Genomic DNA, 26,956 nt, shown 5'->3' with positions numbered 1-26,956 from the left:
GCTGCGACAGCGACCTTAGGGTTAGAGCTGCTGGGTAACGAACGACAGCATCTGGTCAGCGGTGGAAATGACCTTGGAGTTCATCTCGTAGGCACGCTGGGTGGTGATCATGTTGACCAGCTCTTCCACGGTGCTGACGTTGGAGTTCTCCAGGGTCTGCTGCAGGGTGGTGCCGAAGCCGTTCAGGCCTGGGGTACCGACCTGCGGCGCGCCACTGGCGGCGGTCTCCAGGAACAGGTTGTTACCAATCGCCTGCAAGCCGGCCGGGTTGATAAAGTCGGCGGTCTGCAGGTTGCCGATGATCTGCGCGGCCGGGTTGCCGGCGGTGGTGATCGAGACGGTGCCGTCCTGGCCGACGGTGAAGGTCTGGGCATCGTTGGGCACGACAATCGCAGGCTCCAGGGCGAAGCCATCGGCGTTGACGATCTGGCCGTCGGAGTTCAGGTGGAAGGTACCGTCACGGGTGTACGAAACAGTGCCGTCCGGCTGCAGGATCTGGAAGAAGCCGCGACCGTTGACGGCCATGTCCAGCGGGTTCTCGGTGGTTTGCAGGCTACCAGTCTGGAAATTCTTCTGGGTGCCGACGATGCGCACACCGGTACCGACCTGCAGACCCGACGGCAGCTCGCTGTCCTGGGTCGACTGGGCACCTGGCTGGCGCTTGGTCTGGTACAGCAGGTCCTGGAACTCGGCGCGATCACGCTTGAAGCCGGTGGTCGAGACGTTGGCCAGGTTGTTGGAGATGACCGTGAGGTTGGTGTCCTGGGCGGACAGGCCGGTTTTAGCGACCCAAAGAGCCGGAAGCATTTAGTGTTCTCCTCGTGCGCCTGTTTTACGGCACCCGTTCAAATGTGGTTAGCCGATTTGCAAAACACGCGCCATGGCTTCATCGCCTTCCTTGGCCGTGTTCATCATCTTGACGTGCAGCTCGAACTGACGGGACAGCGCCAGCACCGAGGTCATTTCCTCGACGGCGTTGACGTTGCTCGACTCCAGGAAGCCCGACACAACCTTGACGTTGTTGTCGACATCCGCTGGCTGGCCGTTGGTGGTGTGGATCATGCCGTCCAGACCCTTGGTCAGGCCCTTGGTGTCCGGGTTGACCAGTTTGATCCGGTCGACCTCGGCCATCACCCGCGGGTCTTCACCCATGGCACGGACGCTGATGGTGCCGTCTTCGCCGACCTCAACCTTCTGCTCCGGCGGAATGGCGATCGGGCCACCGTTGCCGATCACCGGCATGCCGTTGCCGGCACGCAGCACGCCAAGGGCGTCGATGTTCAGGCTGCCTGTGCGCACATAAGCTTCGCTGCCATCTGGCGCCTGGACCGCGATAAAACCGTCACCGCTGACAGCGACATCCAACTCACGGCCGGTTTCGACCATGGCACCGGCACTGAAGTCAGTGGCTGGACGTTCGCTCATGGCAAAGGCGCGCGCCGGAAAGCTGTCACCGAACACGGGCATCGAACGTGCCTGTTCCAGGTCACGCTGGAAGCCGTTGGTGGAAATGTTCGCCAGGTTGTTGGCATGGGCCTTCTGCGCCAGCGCGTTCTGGCTGGCGCCGGTCATGGCCACGTAAAGCATCTTGTCCACAGTCATCCTCCGCTGCACTGGCGATTGCTTGCCGCTCGCCGTTGCTGTGCAAGCAATAAAGCAAGTTCCGAACCAACTTTTCAAAAGCATGAAAAAGCCCGTGAATACGGGCCTTTGCGGTACATCAGGGAAAGGTCGACGCCGGATATCCGGCGCCTGCTTGCCGATGCCGGCAAACCGATTACATTTCGCGGCAACCGCCGTTGTTGAACGGGCCGGCAAATTTCTTCCACCCCTCCCCTGGCGACCACTGGGAGCAGACCAAACGACCATCGACCTGGCTTTCCCAGCGCCACCAGGGCGCGGTGGCCGCCTGGGCCTGGAGCAGGAAGAAGGCGGCGGCGCAGGTGATGATCAGTTTTTTCATGGGCTATTCCGTAGGCTTGAGTGTCTGGGGTCGCAGCGACCCCAAACACGCCGATCATCAGGTCATCTGAATGATGGTCTGCATGATGGTGCTTTCGGTGGAGATGGTCTTGGCGTTGGCCTGGTAGTTGCTCTGCGCCTTGATCAGCTCGACCAGCTCTTGGGTCAGGTTGACGTTGGAGGCTTCCAGCGAGTTGGACTCAACGCTACCCAGGGTGCCGGTCTTCGGCGCATCGATGCCCGGGATACCCGAGGAGAAGGTCTCGGTCCAGCGCGTACCACCTACCTGCTGCAGACCCTGCTCGTTGGCGAAGCTGGCAATCGCTACCTGGCCAATGGCGCGGGATTGCTGGTTGCTGAAGCTTGCGAACATCACGCCCGTGGAGTCGATGCTCAAGCTCGACAGGATACCGGTGGCATAACCATCCTGGGATTGCGACATACGCGCAGTCTCGGTGTTGTAGGAGGTGGTGCTGTTCATCGACAGACGCATGCCTGCGGCATTGCCTTCAGCGCCATTGGCCGCCCAATTACCCGAGGCATCTTTGGCCGCTGGCACCCAGCCGGTCATGGTGAAGACATTGTTGGTAACGCTGAACGAGGCGCCAGCCGGGTGACCGGTGTTATCTGCGGTCATGGAGCTTACCGAACCGTCGCTGTTGAAGCTGATGGTGCCAGTCAGTGGGGTCTCACTGCTTGGGTCGAACGGGTTGCGACCATCGACCAGGGTGTACATGGTCCACTCGTTGGTACCGGTCTTACGATAGAACTGCTCCATCGTGTGCTCGTTACCCTGGCTGTCGTAGACCTTGGTCGGGAACGACTTGGTATAGGTGGTTTCGTCCGACGGGTCGAAGACCTTGTTAGGCACCAGCACTGGCGGCGTGGAATTACTGCCGTCATCGACCATCAGCGGAATGGAATCAGCCGAGGAGTTGAGGTTGATGCCTTGGTCGATCAGGGTCGTGGACTTCGGCGCCAGCGCCGAGGTGTCGATCTTCAGGTCAGTCAACACGCCCTTCTGGATCTTGCCGCTGGAGTCGGCGGCATAGCCTTGCAGGCGCAAGCCGTCCGAGGTGACCACGAAGTTGTCCTTGTTGGTCTGGAACGCGCCGGCACGGGTATACACCCGCGAGCCGTTGTCAGAAAGAACGAAGAAGCCCTGACCCTGGATACCCATGTCCAACACGTTGCCGGTGTTGTTGATGTCGCCCTGGGAGAACTGCTGGGACACCGCGGCCAGACGCACGCCGTTACCGATCTGGTTCTTGCCCACGCCCAGGCGGTTGGCGCCAGCGTAGACATCGGCGAACTCGGCGCGCGAGGACTTGAAGCCGGTGGTGTTGACGTTGGCAATGTTGTTGCCGGTAACGTCCAGTTGCTTGTTGGCCGCGTACAGACCGCTAAGACCGATATTGAAAGACATATAGCTACTCCTTTTGCCGTTCTAGTCGGCCTTAAATCCCGATGGTTTGGACGTCGGACAGGGAAACTTTCCCCACCCCTGCGAGGTTGAGCACCATCTCGCCATTGGCACTGAAGCTGACGCTGGTGACCTTGGCCGGCAGCAGGGTGTTCATCTGCACCGACTGGCCTTCCACGGTGGTGGAGGCAGTGAAGGTATAGGTACCCGGATCGACCTTCTCGCCCTTGTCGTTGGTGCCATCCCAGATGAAGTCGGCATAACCGGCTTTCTGCTCGCCCAACTCGATGGTCTTGACGGTGTTGCCGTCCTTGTCCTTGATGGTGATTTTCGCTTCGCTGATTGCCTGCGGCACAACGAACTGGGCATTGAAGCTCTCAGCCGTGTCGACCACCGCCTTGTCGTTCTGCACGATCACCGAGCGACCAACCAGCGAAGAGGCCTGCAGGGCCTGGGACGAGCCCAGCGAGTTGGTGATGGTATTGACCGACTCGTTCAACGAAGTGATGCCTTCCAGGCTGCTGAATTGCGCCAGCTGGGCAACGAACTCGCCGTTTTCCTGTGGGTCCAGCGGGTTCTGGTGCTGCATCTGGGTAACCAGCAGCTGCAGGAACGCATCCTTGCCCAAGCTATCGGTACCGGTCTTGGACGCCGTATCGGTCGTGGTCTTTTTAGTGCCGGTGCTGACGCCCGATGCCGAGATCACATCGTTGAGGTTCACACCATTTGAAGTATCGATTGCCATGGTCCGGATTCCTTATCACTGACCCAGGGTCAGTACTTTCTGCATCATGGTCTTGGCAGTGTTCATCAGCTCGGCGTTGGTCTGGAACGAACGGTTGGCGGAGATCATGTCAGCCATCTCTTCAACCACGTTGACGTTCGGGTAGTAGACGTAGCCATCCTTGTTCGCCGCCGGATGATTCGGCTCGTAGCGCGCCTCAAGGTTGCTCTGATCTTCCACGATGCCCATGACCTGCACACCCTGACCGGCCTCACCCTGATCCTGGAACAGCGACTGGCCAACGCCACCCTGGGCCTGCTGGAAGGTGGTGGCGAACACGGGGTGACGCGCACGGTAGGTCTGGTCGATGCTCGAGGACACGGTCTCGGCGTTGGCGATGTTCGACGCCACGGTGTTGAGGCGGGTGTTCTGCGCACTCATGCCGCTACCGGCGATATTGAAAACGTTGGCAAGGGACATGGTCACTCTCCGCGCAGGGCCGATACCAGCCCTTTGAATTTACTGTTGAGCAAGGTGAAGCTGGCCTGGAAACCGATCGCGTTTTCGGCATAGTTGGCCTGCTCGATCTGGGCATCCACGGTGTTCTGGTCGATCGACGGCTGCATCGGCGTGCGGTACTGCAGGGTGTCGTCGGCCATGGCCAGGCCTTCGGCCTCGATATGCCGGGTGTTGGTCCGGTCCAGGGCAATACGCCCCTTCTGCTGCTTGTCGGCCTCGGCAGCCAACACCGAGGAGAAATCCAAGTCGCGCGCCTTGAAGTTGGGCGTGTCGGCGTTGGTAATGTTGTTGGCCAGCACTTCAGCGCGCTGGGCGCGGAAGCTCAGAGCCTTTTCGTGAATGCCAAGCGCCTTGTCGAAACTGATGCTCATGTCTGGAAACCTTCGACGGTTGACCGGAGTGTCGTTGGCCAAGCTATAGCAAGGCCTGTGCCAACCTTAAAAAAGCCCGAAAAGCCTGGGCTTGGGCCAACTCGGCCAACGCCGTCATGCCAGAAAAGCGGCAAAGTGCTTCCGCTCACGCAGCGGCAAGCGGCAATCGATCAGCGGCAAAAGCGGCAAAGCAAAAAATTGACGCCAGGCAAACCTATCAATTAGCCATCAATCCCAGTGCGAGCAACGCAAAAAAGAAAAAAGGCCGGTGTCTCGCGACACTGGCCTTTTTTACATGGGCCAATCACTTGGCCTGATAGATGATCCCCGGACTGCACTGAACCATCTGGTAGTGATCCGGCAAGCCGTTGAGCGCCTCCGAAGCGCCCAGGAACAAATACCCGCCAGGCTTGAGCGTGCTGTGAATACGCAGCAGGATGTCCTTCTTGACCTGGGCCGAGAAGTAGATCAGCACGTTGCGGCAGAACACCACGTCGAACTTGCCCAGGCTCGCGTAACTATCGAGCAGGTTGAACGAGCGGAATTCGACGCGGCTGCGGATTGGCGCCTTGACCGCCCAACGCCCCGGCCCTTTCGGGTCGAAATAACGCTGCAGACGCTCTTGCGAGAGGCCACGGGCAATCGCCAGGCTGTCGTACTCACCGCTTTTGCAGTTGGTCAGCATCGCCCCGGAAAGGTCGGTGGCGACAATCTGCGCGCCCATTTTCAACTGGCCCAGGTTGCTGCGCTCGAACTCGTCGATGGCCATCGACAGCGAGTACGGCTCCTGCCCGGAGGAGCAAGCCGCCGACCAGATACGCAGACGCTGCCCAGGGTTACCCTTGAGGAACTCAGGGATGACCTTGTTCTTGAGCACTTCGAATGGATAGGTATCGCGAAACCACAAGGTTTCGTTGGTGGTCATGGCGTCGACCACCTGCTCACGCAGGCCGCTTCGCGGTTGGCTCTGAATGCGCTGCACCAGCTCACCCAGAGACTTGATGCCCTGCTGCTCCATCAGCTTGTTGAGACGGCTGGAGACCAGGTACTGCTTATTCTCGCCCAGCAGGATGCCACAGGCTTTCTCCAGGAAGACCCGGAACTGTTCGAAATCCAAATTACCCGTAGACAATGCTGCCGCCTCTTTTCAATCGCTGGGGCCGGGGACGTGCCCCGGCCGTTTCAATGCGTCGCCTTGATCCGGTCGACCACCCGTTGGGCAAGGTCGTCCGGCTTGAACTTGGCCAGGAAGTCGTCGGCGCCGACTTTCTTGACCATGGCCTGGTTGAACACCCCAGACAGGGAAGTATGCAGGACGATGTGCAATTTTTGCATGCGCGGATCGCTGCGAATCTCTGCGGTAAGGGTGTAGCCATCCATTTCTGGCATTTCAATGTCCGAGATCATCATCAGGAACTCATCTTCCGGACGCTTACCCTCATCGACCAGCTTGCGCAGGTAATCCAGCGCCTGACGCCCATCATTAAGCGCCACCACCTCGACACCGACGGTTTGCAGGCAACGACTGACCTGCTTGCGCGCCACCGACGAATCGTCGACCGTCAGCACTCGCAGCAGTACCGCCTTGTCCTGCACCTCGGCATCAACCACACCGGCAGACACCGACTCCGACGACGGCGCCACTTCGGCCAGCACTTTCTCGACGTCGATGATTTCCACCATGCGGTTGTCGACCCGGGTAACCGCGGTCAGGTAATGGTCGCGGCCGGTACCCTTGGGTGGCGGATGAATCTCTTCCCAGTTCATGTTGACGATGCGCTCGACCGAATGCACCAGAAAGCCCTGGGTCTTGGTGTTGTACTCGGTGATGATCACGAAGCTGTTGCGGGTTTCTTCCTTCAGGCCCGGCAAGCCGGTGGCCATCGACAGGTCGAGAATTGGGATGGTCGCCCCACGTATGTTGGCAACGCCGCGTACCACCGGATGAGACTTGGGCAACACGGTCAGCTCCGGGCACTGCAGCACCTCCCGGACCTTGAACACGTTGATGCCATAAAGCTGATCGCCATTGAGGCGGAACAGCAAGAGTTCCAGGCGATTCTGCCCAACCAGCTGCGTGCGCTGGTTGACCGAATCCATAACACCAGCCATGCCAGACTCCTTTACATTTTTTGCCTGCCTATAAAGTCGGCACGGGCTTTGCTTTTTTGAGCGCTATGTACACGAAAACGACATTTTTCCGACGACTGACGCGCCTGCTGGCCGGCCACTTGGCCGTGTTGTGCCTGCTCGCCCCCAGCACTCGCACGCTGGCGGACGCAGTAACCTTGCCTGAACAGCTTATCGGTGTCACCCAAGGGTTTCTTGAATTCACCGTCGAAGATTACCTGGCCACCACCCAGACCCCGGGGCGTTACGAGATCCAGGTCAACACCCTCGACCCACGCCTGCGCATGCCGCTGTGCAGCCAGGCGCTGGACGCCTCGCTGGAAAGCCCCGCACAGCCGCTGGGTCGGGTCACGGTGCGGGTACGCTGTGACAGCAGCGCACCGTGGACGGTGTTCGTCCCGGCGCAGGTCAAGCTGTTCCGTGAGGTGGTGGTGATGGTCCGTCCGCTCAAGCGCGAGAGCGTGGTGGGCGAAGGCGATGTCGCCCTGCGTGAACGCGACGTCGGCACGCTCAACCAAGGTTTTCTCAGTGACCTGGACCAGGCGCTGGGCATGAAGCTGTTGCGCCCGGCCGTGCTTGATCAGGTCTTGACCCCGCAACACCTGGAACAGGCTGAGGTGATCCGCAAGGGCGATCACGTGGTGATCATCGCCCGCAGCGGCAGCCTGAGCGTGCGCATGCCCGGTGAAGCCCTGAGCAAGGGCGGCCTGAGCGAACAGATCCGGGTACGCAATCTGAACTCAAAACGCGTAGTAAAGGCGCGGGTCACCGGACCCGGGCAGGTCGAGGTGGCCATGTAGCAGGGCTGGCGGTAAGGAACCGCTTTACCTAAACTGTGTCAGAAAACGGGTTGCGCGAGCTTGCTGACAAGCGGCTATGCATTTGTGCCTAAAGTTTTTTTCGGGGTGGCCGAAAACAAGGCAAGCGTCCAAATACCCAGAGGTTTCTGATCATGGTCATCGACTTCAGTCGTTTGAATAACTCTCCGTCCGTTACGGGCGGCGTTCGCGGCACTGCCGCGACCGGCAACGCCGAAAAAACCGGCGAAACCAGTGAAGCGCCAGCGCGCTCCAGCGTCAGCGGAGAAGCGGTACACCTCAGCCAAGAGGCCCAGCAGTTGCAGAAGATCAGCGACAAGCTGCGCGATCAGCCGGTGGTCAACAGTGCCCGTGTGGCCGAGTTGAAGCAGGCAATCGCAGATGGCAGCTACCAGGTCGATGCCGGCCGGGTCGCCAGCAAACTGCTAGATTTCGAAGCTCAGCGCTGACCCTTCGTCGCGCTGACTTCTAGGACGCTTTAAGCCAAGAGCCAGCCATGCACGATACTACCCTGCTGCAATTGATCGAAGACGACATCGCCCCTACCCAGGAGCTGCTCGAGCTGCTACAGAGCGAAGCAGTGGCCCTGCATGGCCGGGAAATGGTCGCGCTGGAAGAAATCCTGGCGCGCAAACAGTCGTTGATCATTTTGCTCGAACAGCAGGGCCAGCGGCGCAACAACCTGCTCGCAAGCCTTGGCCTGAGTGCCAATCGTGCCGGCGTGCAGGCACTCGCGGCGCAGTCGCCGAATGGCGACTTGATCCTGCAGCAACTCGATGTGCTGACTCACCTGATGGACACCTGCCAGCAGGTCAACGAGACCAATGGCCGGATCATCCAGATGCAGCAGCAAGTCACGGCCAACCAGATCAGAATCCTCAACGGCGGCGATTCTCCGTCGCTGTACGATAGCCGTGGCGCGACCTCGCCATTGGCCAAGCCTCGGGCGCTCAGCCAAGTGTGATTATTTCTATCAAGGCACGGAACATACTGGCAAAATGCCGTTACTTGCGTGTGTTGTTTTTGCCTGGAGATTGATAACCCGTGTTCAATGAATCCGATGCTCCCCAGCCGCCCAAGGTGCTGAGCACTCCATTGGAGATCGCCGCCAACCTGCGCCAGCTGCTGGATAGCCACGATCCGCTGATCATCACCTTCCATGAGCGCAGCCAGCGATTCCAGAGCTACGTGGTGCATGTGGACCGTGACAGCAACACCCTGGCGCTGGACGAGATGATCCCGCGCGATGGCGAAAAATTCATCGAGAATGGCGAACCCTTCCGCGTCGAAGGCTTCCACGACGGTGTCCGTATAGCCTGGGAATGCAACACCCCGCTGACCATCACCGAAATCGACGGCCACCGCAGCTACCGTGGCCCACTGCCGGAAGAAGTCACCTATCACCAGCGGCGTAATGCCTTCCGCGCTGCGTTGAAGCTGTCGCAACTGGTCGATGTCACGCTCGATGGCACTCACCTCAAGGGCAATGGCGCGCTGCGTGGCAAGCTGCTGGATATTTCCGCCACCGGCTGCAAGATGCGCTTTGACGGCAACGTCGAAGAGCGCCTGCAATTGGGGCAGGTGTATGAACGCTTCAAGGCAGCCAGCCCGCTGGGGCTGAACGATGTGATGGTGGAGTTGCGTCACCTGCATTACGAAGAGCGGATCAACACGACGTTTGCCGGTGTGCGCTTCCATAACCTCAATGGTCAGGCGCAGCGCAAGATCGAGAGTTTTGTCTACCAGCTGCAGCGTGAGGCGCGGCGGTTCGACAAAGACGATTATTGATTTTGCTGCAGAAATAAAAAAGCCACCTGAGGGTTAATGCTGTTTACTTAAGATTTTGGGGCCGCTTTGCGCCCCTTCGCGGGCAAGCCCGCTCCCACAGGTACGGCGCCGCTCGGACAGTCGGCGCCGTACCTGTGGGAGCGGGCTTGCCCGCGAAGGGGCGCAAAGCGGCCCCAAACAGGCGACAAGGGCCTTAAGTGAACAGCATTAACCCGAGAGTGGCTTTTCTATTTGTGCGGGCAGGATTCAAGCCGGCTTGTCGCCTTGCGCCGCAGGCATGTCCTGCTCTTGCTGCTCATCCTCGGTATCTTCTGCCGCAATCGGCGCCTGCATCACGTCTTGCACCGTCTGCTCATCGACCCGTGGGTCGAGGGCTGCCGACAGCGGCGAGCCAGCGGCCGGCATCGCCACGTGGCCCAGCGGTGCGTCTTGCACCTGGTGCAAGCCAGTGACGGCTTTAGGCCGAATGCGCCATACCAGCACCAAGGCGAAGAACAAGAAGAACGCATAGAGCATCTGCGGCCCCAACAGCTTCATCAGCACCCCCGCCGCCAACGGCCCGATACAAGCGCCCACGCCATAGGTTACCAGCAGCATGGCGGTCAGCGAGACCCGCCGCTCACTCTCCACATGGTCGTTGGAAAACGCCACCGCCAAGGGATACAGGCAGAACTGCAGCAAGGAAATCACAAAGCCAATGGCGAACAGGACCTCCAGCGGCACACTGGGCAAGATCGCCAGCGGCGCCGCCGCCAGCGCCAGCCCCACCGCCGCACTGCGGATCAGCACCGCACGGTCGTAGCGATCAGACAGCCAGCCCAGCGGCCACTGCACCACCAGCCCGGCAAAGATGCAGCAGCCCATGAACAGACCGATCTGCTCGGTGCTCAAGCCTTGGCTGGAGGCATACAGCGGCGCCAGGCCATAGAACGAGCCGACGATCAGCCCCGAGCCGAGCACCGTACTCAACGACTGCGGGACCCGCTTGATGAAGAACTTCGGCTCCATCGGCGCCGGCCGCAGGGGCGCCGGGTGAATCCGCCGGGTCATGGCCACCGGCACCAGGCACAGGGCAAAGCACATGGCGACCAACATCAACAGCTCTGGGCCAAGCTCAGGGTGCACGACCAGGATCAACTGACCGAGCACCAGGCCCAGGTACGAGGCGATCATGTAGCCACTGAATACCGCACCGCGTTGCTTGGCGTCGGCCTGCTCGTTGAGCCAGCTCTCGATCACCATGTACTGGCACATCATCCCCAGGCCGACGATCATCCGCAGGCCCACCCATACCGGTAGCAAGTCGGTCAGGCCATGGCCCAGCACCGCTGCGCCGACGATGCCGGCGCAGGTGGCATAGGCGCGAATATGCCCCACCCGCCCAATCAGCCGGTGACCGATCTTGCCGCCCAGCGCCAGGCCGAAGTAGTTGGCCGCCATCAGCGCACCGACCCACAGGCTGTCGACATGGTCGGCAGCCAGGCGCAGGGCCAGGTAGGTACTCAATAGGCCCGAGCCGATCAGCATCATCAGGGCGGCGAAATACAGCGAACGAAAAGACTTCCAGATCTGTCGCATGCGTCCCGAAGGGCTCCCTGGTCAGGTGGAGGGGGTGCTGGCAAGCATAAGGGCAAATCCGTGGCGGCGCAGGCCCCCACCACGGAAAAAACTCATGCCGGACGTGTCCAGTGTCAGTTGTGTCGCGATCAGGCTTGTGCCGCCAGCACGCGGCGCTCCCACGGGGTGATCTCATCGAAGAAATCGCTCAGCTCCAGGGTCTTGGTCGCGACATAGCCTTCGATGAACTCCTTGCCGAACAGTTCCCGCGCCAGCGTGCTGCGCTTGAGCCGCTCCAGCGCCGCATGCAGGGTACAGGGTAGGCTCAGGTGCTCCGGCACTTCGAATTCACCTTGGATCACCGGCGTCGGCTGCAACTGCCGCTCGATGCCGTGCAAGCCGGCACCCAGGCTGGCGGCGATCGCCAGGTAGGGGTTGGCGTCGGCGCCGGGCAAGCGGTTTTCGACCCGACGCGCCAGCGGCGAACTGGCCGGAATGCGCAAGCCAGCGGCGCGGTTGTCTTGCGACCAGCAGGCGTTGTTGGGCGAGGCGTAGGGATGGCACAGGCGCTGATAGGAATTGACGTTGGGGGCGAACAACGCGGTGAAGTCCGCCATGCACGCCTGCAGGCCGCCGATGAAATGATGGAAGATCTCGGTGGGCTGCCCTGCCGCATCACTGAAGACATTGCGCCCACTGCCGATCTCGACCAGGCTCTGATGGATGTGCATCGAGCTGCCTGGCGTTTTCGCCAATGGCTTGGCCATGCACACCACGGTCAAGCCATGCTTGAGCGCGACTTCCTTGAGCAGGTGCTTGAACAGGAACGTCTGGTCAGCCAACAGCAGCGGGTCGCCGTGCAGCAGATTGATCTCGAACTGGCTGACGCCCATCTCGTGCATGAAGGTGTCGCGCGGCAGGCCGAGTGCGGCCATGCAGCGGTACACCTCATTGAAAAATGGGCGCAAGCCGTTGTTGGAGCTGACGCTGAACGCCGAATGGCCCAATTCGCGGCGACCGTCCTTGCCCAGCGGTGGCTGGAACGGCTGGCCAGGGTCGCCATTAGGGGCGAAGACAAAGAATTCGAGCTCGGTGGCCACGACTGGCGCCAGGCCCAGTGCAGCATAACGGGCAATGACTGCCTTCAACTGGCCCCGAGTCGACAACCCGGATGAGGCGCCATCGAGCTCGTTGGCATCGCAGATGGCCAGCGCCCGCGCCTCGTCGCTCCAAGGCAGGCGGTGGACCTGCGCGGGGTCGGCGACCAATGCCAGGTCGCCGTCGTCACCGCCGTAGAACGTGGCGGCGGGGTAACCGCCCATGATGCATTGCAGCAGCACCCCACGAGCCATTTGCAGGCGCCGGCCTTCGAGGAAACCTTCGGCTGTCATCACTTTGCCGCGCGGGACGCCATTGAGGTCAGGGGTTACGCACTCGATCTCAGCAACGCCCACGAGGTGCTCGGCGAAGGCGCGCAGGGCTTCGGTCGTCATGACTCTATCCTTGTCGTTTTTGTATGCCGGGGACGGCGACAAGCACAACATAGGCTGGGGGTGTTTAAAATATCAAGCAGCTGATTGCGGATACATGCGGGTTTAGTGAACAGTCGTGGGGGTCAGATCACTCACGCAAGGTCATGCCATTGGCCGGCAGCGGCAAGGCGGTCTTGTAGCGCACCTGCTTGAGGGCAAAGCTGGAGCGAATGTTGGCCACTCCCGGCAAGCGCGTCAGGTAATCGAGAAACCGCTCCAGCGCCTGGATGCTCGGCAATAGCACCCGCAGCAGATAATCCGGATCGCCCGTCATCAGATAGCACTCCATCACCTCAGGCCGCTCGGCGATCTCTTCCTCGAAGCGGTGCAGCGACTGTTCGACCTGTTTCTCCAGGCTGACATGGATGAACACATTCACATCCAGCCCCAGCGCCTCAGGCGAGAGCAAGGTCACCTGCTGGCGAATCACCCCCAACTCCTCCATTGCCTTGACCCGGTTGAAACACGGCGTCGGTGACAGGTTCACCGAGCGCGCCAGCTCCGCGTTGGTGATCCGGGCGTTTTCCTGCAGGCTGTTGAGAATGCCGATATCCGTGCGATCGAGTTTGCGCATGAGACAAAATCACCTGATTTTTGTGTTTATCCGGAATGTTTATCTTCCCCTCAGGACAAACGCAATGAACTTGAGAGAAAAATTCTCCTGAGCTCCCTCTAACATGTAATTAGCGCTGACCTACCAGTCACGAGCCAGTAGTCAGCGGCGACCGCTTCAAAGCTCACAAAAACAACATCCGAGCGAGCGTAAACAGCATGAACGAGTACGCCCCCCTGCGTTTGCATGTGCCCGAGCCCACCGGCCGGCCAGGCTGCCAGACCGATTTTTCCTACCTGCGTCTGAACGATGCAGGCCTGGTACGTAAACCCCCTATTGATGTCGAGCCTGCCGAAACCGCAGACCTGTCCAAGAGCCTGGTCCGGGTTTTGGACGAAAACGGTAAGGCCGTCGGCCCGTGGGCCGAGGACATTGACCCGCAGGTGCTGCGCCAAGGCATGCGCGCCATGCTCAAGACGCGCATCTTCGACAGCCGCATGGTGGTTGCCCAGCGCCAGAAGAAGATGTCCTTCTATATGCAGAGCCTGGGCGAGGAAGCCATTGGCAGCGGTCAGGCACTGGCCTTGAACCGCAGCGACATGTGCTTCCCGACCTACCGCCAACAGAGCATCCTGATGGCCCGCGACGTGTCGCTGGTGGACATGATCTGCCAGCTGCTGTCGAACACCCGCGACCCGCTCAAGGGCCGCCAGCTGCCGATCATGTATTCGGTCCGCGAAGCCGGCTTCTTCACCATCAGCGGCAACCTGGCCACCCAGTTCGTACAGGCGGTCGGCTGGGCCATGGCGTCGGCGATCAAGGGCGACACCAAGATCGCCTCGGCCTGGATCGGCGACGGCGCCACGGCGGAGTCGGACTTCCACACCGCCCTGACCTTCGCCCACGTCTACCGCGCGCCAGTGATTCTCAACGTGGTCAACAACCAGTGGGCGATTTCCACCTTCCAGGCCATTGCCGGTGGTGAGTCGACCACCTTCGCCGGACGTGGCGTAGGTTGTGGCATCGCTTCGCTGCGCGTCGATGGCAACGACTTCATCGCCGTCTACGCTGCCTCGCGCTGGGCCGCTGAACGTGCCCGTCGCGGCCTGGGTCCGACTTTGATCGAGTGGGTCACCTACCGCGCCGGCCCGCACTCGACTTCCGACGATCCGTCCAAGTACCGCCCCGCCGATGACTGGAGCCACTTCCCGCTGGGCGACCCGATCGCTCGCTTGAAGCAGCACCTGATCCAGATCGGCCAGTGGTCGGAGGAAGAACATCAAGCGGTGACTGCCGAGTTCGAAGCCGAGATTCTCAAGGCCCAGAAAGACGCCGAACAGTTCGGCACCTTGAGCGATGGACATATCCCAAGCGCCGCCTCGATGTTCGAGGACGTGTACAAGGAAATGCCCGAACACCTGCGCCGTCAGCGCCAAGAGCTGGGGGTCTGAGATGAACGATCACAACAACAGCATCGACCTGGAAACCGCCATGTCCACCACCACCATGACCATGATCCAGGCCCTGCGCTCGGCCATGGATGTCATGCTTGAGCGCGACGACAATGTGGTGATCTACGGCCAGGACGTCGGCTACTTCGGCGGCGTGTTCCGTTGCACCGAAGGCTTGCAGACCAAGTACGGCAAATCGCGGGTGTTCGATGCGCCGATTTCCGAAAGTGGCATCGTCGGTACCGCCGTGGGCATGGGCGCCTATGGCCTGCGGCCGGTGGTGGAAATCCAGTTTGCCGACTACTTCTACCCGGCCTCCGACCAGATCGTCTCGGAGATGGCCCGCCTGCGCTACCGTTCGGCCGGCGAGTTCATTTCGCCACTGACCCTGCGCATGCCCTGTGGCGGTGGCATTTATGGTGGCCAGACCCACAGCCAGAGCCCAGAGGCGATGTTCACCCAAGTGTGCGGCCTGCGCACCGTGATGCCCTCCAACCCATATGACGCCAAAGGGCTACTGATCGCCTCGATCGAATGCGACGATCCGGTGATCTTCCTTGAACCCAAACGCCTGTACAACGGCCCGTTCGACGGCCACCACGACCGCCCGGTTACGCCCTGGTCCAAGCACGCCCAGAGCGCGGTGCCGGATGGTTACTACACGGTGCCACTGGACAAGGCGGCGATCACTCGCCCGGGTAACGACGTTACCGTACTGACCTATGGCACCACCGTGTACGTGTCGCAAGTCGCCGCCGAGGAAACCGGCGTCGACGCGGAAGTCATCGACCTGCGTAGCCTGTGGCCGCTGGACCTGGACACCATCGTCGAGTCGGTGAAGAAGACCGGCCGCTGCGTGGTGGTCCACGAAGCCACCCGCACCTGCGGCTTTGGCGCCGAGTTGGTATCGCTGGTTCAAGAGCACTGCTTCCATCACCTCGAAGCGCCGATCGAGCGCGTCACCGGTTGGGACACCCCCTACCCTCACGCGCAGGAATGGGCTTACTTCCCAGGCCCTTCACGGGTAGGTGCGGCATTGAAACGGGTCATGGAGGTCTGAATGGGCACGCACGTCATCAAGATGCCGGACATCGGTGAAGGCATCGCGCAGGTCGAGTTGGTGGAATGGTTCGTCAAGGTCGGCGATGTGATCGCCGAGGATCAGGTAGTCGCCGATGTCATGACCGACAAGGCTACAGTGGAAATCCCCTCGCCGGTCAGCGGCAAGGTCTTGGCCCTTGGCGGCCAACCTGGCGAAGTCATGGCGGTGGGCAGCGAGCTGATCCGCATTGAAGTCGAGGGCAGCGGCAACCACGTCGACGCACCGCAGGCCAAGCCTGCGCAACAGCCAGCCCCGGCGCCCGCTGCGAGCACGCCTGAGCTGCGCCCCGAGCCAGCCGCCGTGGCCAGCCAGCCGGCCAGTAGCGCTGCTGCGGCGCCTATCGTGCCGCGCCAGGCCAATGAAAAACCGCTGGCCTCCCCGGCTGTGCGCAAGCGCGCACTGGATGCCGGTATCGAACTGCGTTATGTACATGGCAGCGGGCCTGCCGGACGCATCCTGCACGAAGACCTCGATGGCTTCATGAGCAAGCCACACAGCAGCGCAGGTCAAGCGCCCAGCGGTTACGCCAAACGCACCGACAGCGAGCAGGTGGCGGTGATCGGCCTGCGCCGCAAGATCGCCCAACGCATGCAGGACGCCAAGCGCCGGGTCGCGCATTTCAGCTATGTCGAGGAGATCGACGTCACCGCCCTGGAAGCGCTGCGCCAGCAGCTCAACCAAAAGTACGGCGATAGCCGCGGCAAGCTGACCCTGTTGCCGTTCTTGGTACGCGCCATGGTCGTGGCCCTGCGCGATTTCCCGCAGATCAACGCCACCTACGACGACGAAGCCCAGGTCATCACCCGCCATGGTGCGGTCCACGTCGGTATCGCCACCCAGGGCGATAACGGCCTGATGGTGCCAGTGCTGCGCCACGCCGAAGCGGGCAACCTGTGGGGCAACGCCAGCGAGATCACTCGCCTGGCCCATGCGGCGCGCAACAACAAGGCCAGTCGCGAAGAACTGTCCGGCTCGACCATCACCCTGACCAGCCTGGGCGCCCTGGGCGGCATCGTCAGCACGCCGGTGGTCAACACTCCGGAAGTGGCGATCGTCGGCGTCAACCGCATGGTCGAACGGCCGGTGGTGATCGACGGCCAGATCGTCGTGCGCAAGATGATGAACCTGTCCAGCTCGTTCGACCACCGGGTGGTCGATGGCATGGATGCCGCCCTGTTCATCCAGGCCGTGCGCGGCCTGCTGGAACAGCCCGCCTGCCTGTTCGTGGAGTGAGCATGCAACAGATTATCAACACGACCCTGCTGATCATCGGTGGCGGCCCGGGTGGTTACATCGCCGCCATCCGCGCCGGGCAACTGGGCATCCCTACCGTGCTGGTCGAAGGCCAGGCGTTGGGCGGAACCTGCCTGAACATCGGCTGCATTCCGTCCAAGGCGCTGATCCATGTGGCCGAGCAGTATCACCAGACCTGCCAGCACAGCGCGCAATCAGCGTTGGGCATCAGTGTTTCTGCGCCGCGCCTGGACATCACCCGCAGCGTGGCCTGGAAGGACGGCATTGTCGACCGCCTGACCAGCGGCGTCGCGGCCTTGCTGAAAAAGAATGGCGTTACGGTGATTCATGGCTGGGCGAAAATCCTCGACGGCAAGAGTGTCGAAGTCGATGGCCAGCGTATCCAGTGCGATCACCTGCTGCTGGCCACAGGATCGAGCAGCGTCGAATTGCCGATGCTGCCGCTCGGCGGGCCGATCATCTCCTCGACCGAGGCACTGGCACCCAAGGCGCTGCCCACGCACCTGGTGGTGGTCGGCGGTGGCTATATCGGCCTGGAACTGGGCATCGCCTACCGCAAGCTAGGCGTGCAGGTCAGCGTGGTGGAAGCGCGCGAGCGCATCTTGCCGACTTACGATGCTGAGCTGACTGCACCAGTGGCCGAATCGCTGAAGAAGCTGGGCGTTAGCCTGCACCTGGGCCATAGCGTCGAGGGCTACGAAAACGGTTGCCTGCTGGCCCGTGATAGCCAAGGGCAGCAACTGCGGGTCGAAGCTGACCAAGTCCTGGTGGCGGTGGGTCGCAGGCCGCGCACCCAGGGCTTCAACCTGGAAAGCCTGGGGTTGCAGATGAAGGGCGCTGCGGTGGCCGTGGATGAGCGCTGCCAAACCAGCATGCGCAACGTCTGGGCGATTGGCGACTTGGCCGGCGAACCCATGCTTGCCCATCGGGCCATGGCCCAGGGCGAGATGGTCGCTGAGTTGATCGCCGGCCACACGCGACGCTTCGAGCCCACCGCGATTGCCGCAGTATGCTTCACCGATCCGGAACTGGTGGTGGTCGGCAAGACGCCGGAGCAGGCCAGCGAGCAAGGGCTGGACTGCATCGTCGCGCAGTTCCCGTTCGCGGCCAACGGCCGAGCCATGACCCTGGAATCGAAAACGGGCTTCGTGCGCGTGGTGGCTCGGCGCGACAACCACTTGATCCTCGGCTGGCAAGCCGTGGGCGTAGCCGTTTCGGAGCTGTCGACTGCATTTGCCCAATCATTGGAAATGGGCGCTCGCCTGGAAGACATCGCCGGCACCATCCACGCCCACCCGACCCTGGGTGAAGCGGTCCAGGAAACCGCATTGAGGGCGCTGGGCCAGGCTCTGCACATCTGACACTGAAGCGGCGAAGGCCGATTTGACCCGCTGCGCTAGCTGCGCCGCGGGTCTTTTTTTATTCGCTGATGACGTTCTTACCTGCTGCCTTGGCGCGGTACAGGGCTTTATCGGCTCGCCCGAGCAGCCCAGCTGGGTCTTCGCCTTGCTGGCACTGCACCACACCGTAACTGAGGGTCAGGCGGCAATCGCCGACCGGCTCGATCTGCTCCAGTGCCCGGCGAATCTTCGCAGCGAGCTCAAGCGCTTCATTCAAGGACGTTTGCGCCAAGACCACGGCAAACTCATCACCGCCCCAACGGGCCAACAGGTCTTGCTCGCGCAAACACAGGCGAATGCGCTCGACCAATTCGATCAATGCCGCATCGCCACGGGCATGGCCATAGCGATCGTTGATCGGTTTGAAATCATCGACGTCCATGGCGAGCAGGGAAAACGGCTGACGAAAGCGTCGCGCCCGTTCACATTCTTGCTGCAAGGCCTTTTCCAGCCGATAGCGGTTGGCGATTCTGGTCAACGCATCGCGTTCAGCCAGTTCACGGTTTTCATCCAGCTGGCGTTGCAGCTGCTGGTTGACCCAGGACAGCTCGCGGGTGCGCTCGGCGACCTGGGCTTCCAGGCTATGGTTTTTCTGTTCGAGTTCGGCCACCAGGCGCTTGCCCGCATCGATGTTGTGATGGGCACCGAGCATGCGCGCCACCGAGCCGTCCGGGTTGTGGGCAATGATATGGCCGCTGTCTTCGATCCACAGGTAACTGCCATCCTGGCAGCGGCAGCGGTACTCGATCCGGTAATGTTCATTGCGCTGGTTGATGTAGGCCTCGAAGTGCGCCATCACCCGTGGATAATCTTCAGGGTGGATCACGCTTTCCCAGGTCAGCACGCTGTTATCCAGCGAATGGCTCTGGTAACCCAACATGGCGTACCAACCAGGATTTCGATAGACGTAGCCGCTATTGGCATCCCAATCCCAGATACCATCGCTGATCAGCTCGAACAGGGTGTGCAACTGCTGTTCACTGAAGCCGGCAGGCACCGGCCTTGATTCCTGACTCATGGACGCTCTCCGTAGTGTCCAGCAACTGCGCCCCTGTGCGGGGCTACTGAGCAACATTGCTTTTGCCGCTGGCGGCAATCCTGTTCCTGTGCGTGGCAAGCATATTCCTACCGGGGTGGCGGCTGGAATACTCCCGATGGGCTATTTAGCCGTATTCCCAGGCTGGCACAGCTTTTGCCCCTTCTGCCCTGCCTTTGATATTCCAAGGAGGAGTCACGATGATCAGCCTCAATGGGCTGGGCTGGCAGAATGCTGTACAGCCACAAAGCCGTATCGCTAACGAACAGGCCCTGGCCGAGGTCATGCCGGTACGCCAGACCGTCGCAACCAACACCACCGGCCAGCACAACAGCCAAGCCAACACCTCACAGCAAAACGCTGAAGATGCTCGCGAGGAAGCCTTCGCCAAGCTCAAGGTAGCGCTGCAAAATCCTGATATCAGCGCCCGCCAGCAGGCCAGTATCGGCACGCAGGACGGCAGTAACGCGCTGCAGGAGTTTCGCGACTACATGAGCAAGACCCCGGAGGAGAAAATCCAGGAGAAGATTCTTGCGCAGCTCGGCCTGACCCCTGAGGAGTTCGAGGCCCTGCCGCCAGAACAAAAGCAGAAGATCCTTGACCAGATCGCCCAGCGACTGAAAGAGGACATCGAGCTCAAGACCCAGGCCAAGCTTCAGCAACAGGCCCTGAATACGGCGGCAGCTGATCCGGGATCGAATCCGGCCGCGGCCCAGAGCGCAGAACAACACAAGGATCACCTGCACGTCATGGCCAGCTGATAGGCTGGCCGGGGCAGCGTAAACGGATACGCCCGCCCCTACCCGTTAGCACTCAGAATTTTTCTGCTACGCGCTTGAACTGATAATCCGACTCGCGATAGTTCCCGGGTTTCTGCCGCTTGGGCAACTTCACTTTCTCGCGTGGCACGTCCTTGTACGGGATTCGGCTGAGCAGATCGGCAATGATGTTGAGGCGGGCGCGGCGCTTGTCATTTGAGTCAGCGACAAACCAGGGGGCATGGCCGGTGTCAGACGCTCTGAACATCTCGTCCCGTGCGCGCGAATAGTCATACCAGCGGCTGTAGGACTTAAGGTCCATTGGCGACAGCTTCCATATTTTCCGCCCATCCTCGATGCGCGCCTCAAGGCGTCGGGTCTGCTCCTGCTCGCTGACTTCCAGCCAGTACTTGAGCAGTATCACCCCCGAATCAATGATCGCCCGCTCCACGCTTGGCACGGCATTGAGAAAGCTCTCGGCCTGCTCCTGGGTGCAAAAACCCATGACCCGCTCGACGCCGGCGCGGTTGTACCAACTGCGATCGAAGATCACTACCTCTCCTGCGGCAGGCAAATGCGGCAGATAGCGCTGCAGGTACATCTGGCTTTTTTCCCGGTCGTTCGGTGCTGGCAGGGCCACTACCCGAAACACGCGTGGGCTAACCCGCTCGGTCAGGGCCTTGATGGTCCCGCCCTTGCCCGCACCGTCACGGCCTTCGAAGATGATGCAGACCTTGATGCCCTTGGCTTTGACCCACTCCTGCAACTTGACCAACTCGACATGCAGATGACGCAGGTGTTCGAGGTAGTCCTTGTTCTTCAGTTTCTCGCCCTTCTGCGGTTTGCCTTTCTTGCTCTTGGACATGCCAATACCTCCTGGTGACACGTGGCTGGGTGCTGCGGGTCGCTGCACTCAAGGCGTGACCTGATAGCCCTTGCCTTGCAGGCAGCTGGTGTACGCGCTGGCATTGGTCGATTCAGCGTTATGGCGTTGCTGGCGACGTTCCTGGCGCTGCCTGGCGCCACCCACTACAGCACCGGCAGCCGCAGTCTCGCGTGCGCGGTTTTGTCGGTACTCCTGTTTCACGTCATCGTCGATACGGTCATAGACTTCTTCGTGTTGGTTGCCGCGAACCTGGGCGCCGACTGCCCCGGCCGTGGCGCCGACCGCCGCACCTCTGAGCCGACCACCCGAGGCAGGCGGGGTGCTGCTGGCGCTGTTGGCAATGGAGTGGCATTCACTGATGTCAGCTTGAGTCTGCTGTGAGTTCTGGCCGCGCAAGGGCACCACAGATTCGGCTACCCCTTGGGCACTAGCCAGCAGCAAGGCGATAAAAAGGCTGAGCGACGATGGCCTGAGCATGATGATTTTTGCAACCTGCGCCTGAAAGCGGGTGAGAGGAAACAGCCTGGTTCAGTGTAGGTCGCGCCACCTACCCTGCCTGCATCTACCGCCCAGCGGTGTGCAGAGGGTCGGCGTTGCCATCAATGGAACGGGAAGATGTAGTTCATCCAGGCCGACATGCGCAGAAGAATCTTACGCATGGTGCCGATGTGTTCGAAGTGCTTGCTGTAGATCGCCGCCTGGCCATAAGCGCCGCCCGGCATCTGCGCGCTGTACTGGGCAAACGCCGGATCGGTGATTTCGATGATCACCGGCACCCGCCCAGGCGGTGGCGAGCCGGTGTAGCTCACCAGCGTGCCAGAAGGCTGCACCTGGCCTTCGGCAATTACCGTGATGACACTCTTCACCCGGCCTTTGAACACCTTGCCCGGGATGCCATCGAACGCCACTTCCGCTTCATCGCCCGCGACCAGGCGCAGCAGGCTGTTCTGGCGCATCCACGCAGCGAAGTACTGGCCCTCCTGCGGGATGAACACCATCGACGGGCGAAGTGGCAAACGCGTCGCCATCATCCCGCGCCGCAGTGACACATGGGTGACAAAGCCCTTGCTCGGGGCGCGTACCACGGTGTTGTCCAGCTCGAACTGGGCATTGTCGATCTGCGCCTGCAGGTCGCCGACCCGGGCCAGCGCTGCTTCTTGCTCACGCCGGGTGCCGAAATTGCGCTTGATCAGCTCGTTAATGCGAAACAGATCGCCCCTTGCCGCCACCTGCTGGGCCTTGAGCGATTGCAGGCGGTACTGAAAAGGCGCGGGATCAATGCGAAACAGTACATCGCCCTCCTGCAAGAGCTCGTTGCCCTTGACCGGCACATCAATCACCTTGCCGCTGACCACTGGCACCACCGGCACTGAAACGAAATAAGAACGCGCCACCTCCGAATAAGGGTGGTTGTAGTTCATGGTGAAAATCAGTGCGCCGATCATCACCACACCGCCCAATACGGCGGTGGGCACAGTCCACTTGTTCAGCGGAATGTTGAACAGCTTGAAGATGGCAATGCAGATCGCGGCGTAGGTGAGGATCAGCAGCAGGTCCATGGTCTAGATCGCCCCGCCGGACTCGTACTCACTGTCTCGAGGGTTGGCCTGCCTCGCTTCCAGATGCGCCACACGCTGTTGCAGTTCAACGATCTGCTGCTGCAACTCAGCTGCTGGGCTATGGCGATCCAAGCCTGTGCTTGTACCAATGCCCCAGCCGCGATCCTCGCGGTAGAGCATTGCCCAGATCCACAGGAACGGCCATAACGCGTGCAGGGTGAACAAGCTGACCCAACCGGTGGCGTGGATAGCGTCTTGGTGCGGATGGTTGCGATGAACGGCAATTTCGTAAGGGATGTCGTGCAGCACGATGATGCCGTAGAACAACACCAGACCTGCGAAAATCAACACACCGAGTGCGAAGTAATCAAGCATGGCTGCTCCGTACATCCAAAAGAGAGATGTGGTGGAAGCAGTTTAGACAAGCTTGGCCTAACTATTAGGCTGAGTCGCTGGAACCAGCGTCAAAGGCAAAAAAGACGAGCGATAGAGATTATATGGTGTCCCAGGGCAGGTTCGAACTGCCAACCTTCCCCTTAGGAGGGGGATGCTCTATCCAATTGAGCTACTGAGACACAGTTGCCGTCAATGACTGACGAACGGGCGTGACGGCGAGCATGTTAACCAGCAGGCTGGCGTTTGTCATGCTTGATTCGGGCTTTTTGCAGGTAATCCCTTTCTCTGAGTTCTAACAGGCGTGGCCCTGCTCTACGGCCTCAAGCAAGCCCTGCTGATGCAACAAGTCAAATAATCCCATCACCGCCTTGTGCAACGTGCCCGAGTTATCCAGCACCTGCACACTCTGATCGTCCTGCTTGGCTAACTGGGCATTACGTTGCAGGCGGCGCTCGATCTCTTCGAGCGTTTCCCGACCGCGCGCCAGCAGCCGTTGCCGTAGCACCTGCGGAGCAACATCCAGGCGAATGGCCAGTAGATCAGGGTAGCGCCGACGGGCCTCAGCCAGGTAAGCACGCGAGCCATTGACCAAAACGTGATGCCCCGCCTCCAACCAACGATCAATCTGAGCAGGAATGCCGTATGCAAGGCCATTAGCACGCCAATGCATGGCAAACTGCCCCGCCTCGCGCATTGCTTCGAATTGCTCCTGGGTCACGCCGTGAGCTGATTCGCCCTTGGCCTCGGCCGAGCGGGTAATGACCCTACGGACAACTTCGACGCCGTGTGTAGTCAATTTCGCGCGAGCGGCGTCAATCAGGGAATCTTTTCCCGATCCAGAGGGTCCAATCAGGAATATCAGGCGCCCTGGCTTAGTCGGAACGCCGCTTGCGTCATATTGCATAGCCACTATGCTCTCTAGTAGGGAACCTGCGCATTCTAGGTGTTTTCCCCTGCCTTTGCCGACCGTTACCAGATTTTGCCGACAAAGGTCTGACGTCAAAGACCATCCGACTAAAGCAAAACTTTTCAAACCAGTGCTCATTTCTGATAATTGGTACTGGCAAAAAGCCTTTATCCGGATCACTATTTGTCACAGAATTGACGCCAAGGAAACGGCGACATTGAGGCAAGATGAGCACCCAAAATTACATCACGGTTGAACATTTTGTCGTCGCCACGGTCGTACTTCCACCGTGCGGCCAATTTGAGAACCGCTTCCCCTGAACCAGTAAACCGGTCAATTTATATGCGCCCAATGAAACAGGCTATCTATTCGAGCCGCACCGCTGACAAGTTTGTCGTCCGCCTGCCTGACGGGATGCGTGAGCGCATTGCCGAGGTAGCCCGCAACCATCACCGCAGCATGAACTCCGAGATCATCGCCCGCCTGGAACAGAGCCTTATCCAGGAAGGCGCACTGGGCGACGAGCTGAGCATGCGTTTGGATAGCCCCGAGCTGAGCCTGCACGAGCGCGAGCTGTTGCAGCGCTTCCGGCAGCTCTCTCACCGCCAGCAGAATGCCCTGGTGGCACTGATCGCCCACGACGTGGAGATGGCCGCTGACGCGTCCTGACCCCTTCCAGCGATCAAAAAAAGAGCCAGCTTATGCTGGCTTTTTTTCGTCTGGAGTTTGTTCACTCACATGAGGAACAAGGTGGCCAAGCCAAGGAAGATGAAGAAACCACCACTGTCGGTCACTGCAGTGATCATCACGCTCGCGCCCATTGCCGGGTCGCGCCCCAGACGTGCCAGGGTCATTGGAATCAATACGCCCATCAATGCTGCCAACAGCAGGTTCAAGGTCATCGCCCCGGTCATTACCAGCCCGAGTGACCAGCTACCGTAGAGCCAGTACGCCACCGCCCCGATCACCCCACCCCAGATCAGGCCGTTTATCAGAGAAACCGCCAGCTCTTTGCGCATTAGCCGCGCGGTGTTGCCAGGGCTGACTTGGTCCAGGGCCATGGCGCGGACGATCATGGTGATGGTCTGGTTGCCCGAGTTGCCGCCAATGCCCGCCACGATCGGCATCAATGCCGCGAGCGCCACCAGTTTCTCGATGGAACCTTCGAACAGTCCGATCACCCGCGAAGCGAGAAACGCAGTCACCAGATTGATCGCCAGCCACGCCCAACGGTTGCGCAGCGAACGCCAGACCGAGGCGAAGATGTCTTCCTCTTCGCGCAGACCGGCCATGTTGAGGACTTCGCTCTCGCTCTCCTCACGAATCAGGTCGACCATTTCGTCGATGGTCAGACGGCCGATCAGGCGGTCGCTCTTGTCTACCACCGGCGCAGAAACCAAGTCGTAACGCTCAAAGGCCTGGGCCGCATCGTAGGCATCTTCGTCCGGATGGAACGACACCGGATCGGTCGCCATTACTTCGGCCACCTGCTTGTCCGGGTCGTTGACCAGCAGGCGCTTGATCGGCAGCACGCCCTTGAGGATGCCGTCGTAGTCGACTACGAACAGTTTGTCGGTGTGGCCAGGCAGCTCTTTGAGACGGCGCAGGTAACGCAATACCACCTCAAGGCTGACGTCTTCGCGGATGGTGACCATCTCGAAGTCCATCAGCGCACCCACTTGCTCCTCATCGTAGCTCAGGGCCGAACGGACGCGTTCGCGCTGCTGGGCATCGAGGGTTTCCATCAGCTCATGAACGACATCACGCGGCAGCTCAGGAGCGAGGTCCGCCAGTTCGTCAGCGTCCATCTCCTTGGCGGCGGCGAGCAGCTCGTGATCGTCCATGTCGGCGATCAGGGTCTGACGGACCGCGTCGGATACCTCAAGGAGGATGTCGCCATCGCGCTCGGAGCGAACCAGCTGCCATACGGTCAGACGGTCGTCGAGCGGCAGGGCTTCGAGAATGTAGGCGATGTCGGCAGGGTGCAGATCGTCGAGCTTGCGCTGCAGCTCAACCAGATTCTGGCGGTGGACAAGATTTTCCACCAGGTCATGGTGATGACCTTCCTGACGATGAGTCAGGTCTTCAACTACCCGCTGGCGCTGCAATAGATCGATCACCTGAGCCAGGCGATCCTGCAGGCTCTCTTGGGCTTTCTTTACTTCTACTTCGGTCATAGGCGAACTCCACTCCCAGCAGCGGAGCACGCCGGGGGAATCAATCGGTCAGATCTAACTTGGCAAATCGTGTTAGGGAGTAACTACTGGGTAAGTCCATGGTGGTATTCCACAAGCCCCGGCGGGGCTGACGGGCGCAATCATACACTGCAAAAGCTGTCAGATCGCTTAAATTTTTGGCAAGAACAATCGTTTGCGCGATAAAGCTATGACAACGCTCGAAGCCATCAGTGCGACGGCGGCTGCCTATAAAAAAGCACAAGGACAATGCTCAAGCCGTGAGGTAATGATTGCCTGGCTAAGCGCTGCAGCCCTAGTGGGCTTATCTGAGAGTCTAGCTGGACATCACTGACAATTCAGTGAATAGCGGAAAACAAAAAGCCCGCTATAAAAGCGGGCTTTTTGCTGTATATGGTGGACTCAGCAGGATTCGAACCTGCGACCGCTCGGTTCGTAGCCGAGTACTCTATCCAGCTGAGCTATGAGTCCAAGTTGGTAGTTTTAGACCAGGTTACCACTGGTTGAAACAAGGCGACCGTGCAAGCACAATCGCCGTGCTATATGGTGGACTCAGCAGGATTCGAACCTGCGACCGCTCGGTTCGTAGCCGAGTACTCTATCCAGCTGAGCTATGAGTCCAAGTTGGTAGTTTT

General features: G+C 60.4%; 29 protein-coding genes and 3 tRNA genes. 10 read left to right on the top strand and 22 right to left on the bottom strand.

Translation table 11 applies throughout. The annotated features are described in order from the left end of the window. Positions 1 to 21: 21 nt before the first annotated feature. The 9 genes from flgG to ACI2JX_RS09485 form a co-directional block, all read right to left on the bottom strand. A complete protein-coding gene (gene flgG / locus ACI2JX_RS09525) occupies positions 22 to 807 on the bottom strand; it encodes a flagellar basal-body rod protein FlgG (protein WP_186555947.1) in 786 nt (261 codons plus the stop codon). A gap of 48 nt (positions 808 to 855) precedes the next feature. Further along, complete coding sequence (locus ACI2JX_RS09520; RefSeq protein ID WP_186555946.1) at positions 856 to 1,596, bottom strand: flagellar basal body rod protein FlgF; 741 nt, start codon at positions 1,594 to 1,596, stop codon at positions 856 to 858. A gap of 181 nt (positions 1,597 to 1,777) precedes the next feature. Next, positions 1,778 to 1,963, bottom strand: coding sequence for a hypothetical protein (locus ACI2JX_RS09515; protein ID WP_264235074.1), 186 nt, complete (start codon positions 1,961 to 1,963; stop codon positions 1,778 to 1,780). A 57-nt stretch (positions 1,964 to 2,020) separates the two neighbouring features. Continuing rightward, positions 2,021 to 3,388, bottom strand: a complete 1,368-nt coding sequence (flgE, locus tag ACI2JX_RS09510) for a flagellar hook protein FlgE (RefSeq protein WP_264235075.1) — start codon at positions 3,386 to 3,388, stop codon at positions 2,021 to 2,023. A 31-nt stretch (positions 3,389 to 3,419) separates the two neighbouring features. Beyond that, positions 3,420 to 4,130, bottom strand: coding sequence for a flagellar hook assembly protein FlgD (gene flgD, locus ACI2JX_RS09505; protein ID WP_186555943.1), 711 nt, complete (start codon positions 4,128 to 4,130; stop codon positions 3,420 to 3,422). 15 nt (positions 4,131 to 4,145) lie between these two features. Beyond that, the gene (flgC, locus tag ACI2JX_RS09500; protein WP_186555942.1) at positions 4,146 to 4,589 is read right to left on the bottom strand and encodes a flagellar basal body rod protein FlgC; all 444 of its coding nucleotides are present in this window, start codon (positions 4,587 to 4,589) and stop codon (positions 4,146 to 4,148) included. 2 nt (positions 4,590 to 4,591) lie between these two features. Then, entirely contained in the window at positions 4,592 to 4,999 is a 408-nt protein-coding gene (gene flgB / locus ACI2JX_RS09495) for a flagellar basal body rod protein FlgB (protein ID WP_264235076.1), read from the bottom strand. Positions 5,000 to 5,303: 304 nt separating this feature from the next. Then, positions 5,304 to 6,131 carry a protein-glutamate O-methyltransferase CheR gene (gene cheR, locus ACI2JX_RS09490; RefSeq protein WP_186555939.1) on the bottom strand — a complete coding sequence of 276 codons (828 nt, stop codon included), beginning with the start codon at positions 6,129 to 6,131 and terminating at the stop codon, positions 5,304 to 5,306. A 50-nt stretch (positions 6,132 to 6,181) separates the two neighbouring features. Next, complete coding sequence (locus tag ACI2JX_RS09485; RefSeq protein WP_404689959.1) at positions 6,182 to 7,111, bottom strand: chemotaxis protein CheV; 930 nt, start codon at positions 7,109 to 7,111, stop codon at positions 6,182 to 6,184. A gap of 65 nt (positions 7,112 to 7,176) precedes the next feature. On the opposite strand from ACI2JX_RS09485, the gene flgA reads away from it, so the two are divergent. The 4 genes from flgA to ACI2JX_RS09465 all read left to right on the top strand — a co-directional run bounded on the left by flgA (position 7,177) and on the right by ACI2JX_RS09465 (position 9,735). Further along, on the top strand, positions 7,177 to 7,929 hold the full coding sequence (flgA, locus tag ACI2JX_RS09480) for a flagellar basal body P-ring formation chaperone FlgA (RefSeq protein ID WP_404689958.1): 753 nt from the start codon (positions 7,177 to 7,179) through the stop codon (positions 7,927 to 7,929). A gap of 152 nt (positions 7,930 to 8,081) precedes the next feature. Continuing rightward, a complete protein-coding gene (flgM, locus tag ACI2JX_RS09475) occupies positions 8,082 to 8,396 on the top strand; it encodes a flagellar biosynthesis anti-sigma factor FlgM (RefSeq protein WP_264235079.1) in 315 nt (104 codons plus the stop codon). 47 nt (positions 8,397 to 8,443) lie between these two features. Next, positions 8,444 to 8,911, top strand: a complete 468-nt coding sequence (locus ACI2JX_RS09470; RefSeq protein ID WP_264235080.1) for a flagella synthesis protein FlgN — start codon at positions 8,444 to 8,446, stop codon at positions 8,909 to 8,911. Positions 8,912 to 8,991: 80 nt separating this feature from the next. Next, the gene (locus tag ACI2JX_RS09465; RefSeq protein ID WP_264235081.1) at positions 8,992 to 9,735 is read left to right on the top strand and encodes a flagellar brake protein; all 744 of its coding nucleotides are present in this window, start codon (positions 8,992 to 8,994) and stop codon (positions 9,733 to 9,735) included. A 246-nt stretch (positions 9,736 to 9,981) separates the two neighbouring features. On the opposite strand, the gene ACI2JX_RS09460 is transcribed toward ACI2JX_RS09465, so the two are convergent. The 3 genes from ACI2JX_RS09460 to bkdR form a co-directional block, all read right to left on the bottom strand. Continuing rightward, complete coding sequence (locus ACI2JX_RS09460) at positions 9,982 to 11,313, bottom strand: MFS transporter (RefSeq protein WP_368972175.1); 1,332 nt, start codon at positions 11,311 to 11,313, stop codon at positions 9,982 to 9,984. A 128-nt stretch (positions 11,314 to 11,441) separates the two neighbouring features. Further along, positions 11,442 to 12,683, bottom strand: a complete 1,242-nt coding sequence (locus ACI2JX_RS09455; RefSeq protein WP_264235137.1) for a glutamine synthetase family protein — start codon at positions 12,681 to 12,683, stop codon at positions 11,442 to 11,444. A 229-nt stretch (positions 12,684 to 12,912) separates the two neighbouring features. Beyond that, the gene (gene bkdR / locus ACI2JX_RS09450; RefSeq protein ID WP_027593063.1) at positions 12,913 to 13,398 is read right to left on the bottom strand and encodes a Bkd operon transcriptional regulator BkdR; all 486 of its coding nucleotides are present in this window, start codon (positions 13,396 to 13,398) and stop codon (positions 12,913 to 12,915) included. A 197-nt stretch (positions 13,399 to 13,595) separates the two neighbouring features. Between bkdR and ACI2JX_RS09445 the strand changes: the two genes are divergently transcribed. The 4 genes from ACI2JX_RS09445 to lpdA are packed head-to-tail and all read left to right on the top strand — an operon-like array spanning position 13,596 to position 18,545. Further along, complete coding sequence (locus ACI2JX_RS09445; RefSeq protein WP_404689957.1) at positions 13,596 to 14,828, top strand: 3-methyl-2-oxobutanoate dehydrogenase (2-methylpropanoyl-transferring) subunit alpha; 1,233 nt, start codon at positions 13,596 to 13,598, stop codon at positions 14,826 to 14,828. Between the two features lies 1 nt (position 14,829). Then, on the top strand, positions 14,830 to 15,888 hold the full coding sequence (locus tag ACI2JX_RS09440) for an alpha-ketoacid dehydrogenase subunit beta (protein WP_186555931.1): 1,059 nt from the start codon (positions 14,830 to 14,832) through the stop codon (positions 15,886 to 15,888). Further along, on the top strand, positions 15,889 to 17,163 hold the full coding sequence (locus ACI2JX_RS09435; protein ID WP_404689956.1) for a dihydrolipoamide acetyltransferase family protein: 1,275 nt from the start codon (positions 15,889 to 15,891) through the stop codon (positions 17,161 to 17,163). 2 nt (positions 17,164 to 17,165) lie between these two features. Then, on the top strand, positions 17,166 to 18,545 hold the full coding sequence (gene lpdA, locus ACI2JX_RS09430) for a dihydrolipoyl dehydrogenase (protein ID WP_404689955.1): 1,380 nt from the start codon (positions 17,166 to 17,168) through the stop codon (positions 18,543 to 18,545). A gap of 58 nt (positions 18,546 to 18,603) precedes the next feature. Here the strand turns inward: lpdA and ACI2JX_RS09425 are convergent, their stop codons facing one another. Then, positions 18,604 to 19,602 carry a diguanylate cyclase domain-containing protein gene (locus ACI2JX_RS09425; protein ID WP_404689954.1) on the bottom strand — a complete coding sequence of 333 codons (999 nt, stop codon included), beginning with the start codon at positions 19,600 to 19,602 and terminating at the stop codon, positions 18,604 to 18,606. 218 nt (positions 19,603 to 19,820) lie between these two features. On the opposite strand from ACI2JX_RS09425, the gene ACI2JX_RS09420 reads away from it, so the two are divergent. Then, the gene (locus tag ACI2JX_RS09420; RefSeq protein ID WP_404689953.1) at positions 19,821 to 20,381 is read left to right on the top strand and encodes a hypothetical protein; all 561 of its coding nucleotides are present in this window, start codon (positions 19,821 to 19,823) and stop codon (positions 20,379 to 20,381) included. A 52-nt stretch (positions 20,382 to 20,433) separates the two neighbouring features. On the opposite strand, the gene ppk2 is transcribed toward ACI2JX_RS09420, so the two are convergent. From ppk2 to phnN, 6 genes are all read right to left on the bottom strand, one after another. Continuing rightward, on the bottom strand, positions 20,434 to 21,243 hold the full coding sequence (ppk2, locus tag ACI2JX_RS09415; protein ID WP_264235090.1) for a polyphosphate kinase 2: 810 nt from the start codon (positions 21,241 to 21,243) through the stop codon (positions 20,434 to 20,436). 48 nt (positions 21,244 to 21,291) lie between these two features. Then, complete coding sequence (locus tag ACI2JX_RS09410; RefSeq protein ID WP_186555926.1) at positions 21,292 to 21,741, bottom strand: YMGG-like glycine zipper-containing protein; 450 nt, start codon at positions 21,739 to 21,741, stop codon at positions 21,292 to 21,294. A gap of 122 nt (positions 21,742 to 21,863) precedes the next feature. Further along, on the bottom strand, positions 21,864 to 22,823 hold the full coding sequence (locus ACI2JX_RS09405) for an HlyD family secretion protein (RefSeq protein ID WP_264235091.1): 960 nt from the start codon (positions 22,821 to 22,823) through the stop codon (positions 21,864 to 21,866). Between the two features lie 3 nt (positions 22,824 to 22,826). Then, entirely contained in the window at positions 22,827 to 23,198 is a 372-nt protein-coding gene (locus ACI2JX_RS09400; RefSeq protein WP_404689952.1) for a DUF3302 domain-containing protein, read from the bottom strand. A gap of 123 nt (positions 23,199 to 23,321) precedes the next feature. Next, positions 23,322 to 23,398 (bottom strand) — tRNA-Arg (locus ACI2JX_RS09395). A 113-nt stretch (positions 23,399 to 23,511) separates the two neighbouring features. Next, complete coding sequence (gene phnN / locus ACI2JX_RS09390) at positions 23,512 to 24,123, bottom strand: phosphonate metabolism protein/1,5-bisphosphokinase (PRPP-forming) PhnN (protein WP_404689951.1); 612 nt, start codon at positions 24,121 to 24,123, stop codon at positions 23,512 to 23,514. A 345-nt stretch (positions 24,124 to 24,468) separates the two neighbouring features. Between phnN and ACI2JX_RS09385 the strand changes: the two genes are divergently transcribed. Next, positions 24,469 to 24,795, top strand: coding sequence for an Arc family DNA-binding protein (locus tag ACI2JX_RS09385; protein ID WP_003254499.1), 327 nt, complete (start codon positions 24,469 to 24,471; stop codon positions 24,793 to 24,795). Positions 24,796 to 24,860: 65 nt separating this feature from the next. On the opposite strand, the gene mgtE is transcribed toward ACI2JX_RS09385, so the two are convergent. The 3 genes from mgtE to ACI2JX_RS09370 all read right to left on the bottom strand — a co-directional run bounded on the left by mgtE (position 24,861) and on the right by ACI2JX_RS09370 (position 26,942). After that, on the bottom strand, positions 24,861 to 26,303 hold the full coding sequence (mgtE, locus tag ACI2JX_RS09380; RefSeq protein WP_186555922.1) for a magnesium transporter: 1,443 nt from the start codon (positions 26,301 to 26,303) through the stop codon (positions 24,861 to 24,863). 412 nt (positions 26,304 to 26,715) lie between these two features. Then, a tRNA-Arg gene (locus ACI2JX_RS09375) sits at positions 26,716 to 26,792 on the bottom strand. 73 nt (positions 26,793 to 26,865) lie between these two features. Beyond that, positions 26,866 to 26,942 (bottom strand) — tRNA-Arg (locus ACI2JX_RS09370). Between the last annotated feature and the right edge of the window lie 14 nt (positions 26,943 to 26,956).

This window comes from Pseudomonas sp. NPDC088890, assembly GCF_044900155.1.
In the GTDB taxonomy this organism is placed as follows: Bacteria; Pseudomonadota; Gammaproteobacteria; order Pseudomonadales; family Pseudomonadaceae; genus Aquipseudomonas; species Aquipseudomonas urmiensis.
This window is presented reverse-complemented; position numbering and strand designations above follow the sequence as displayed.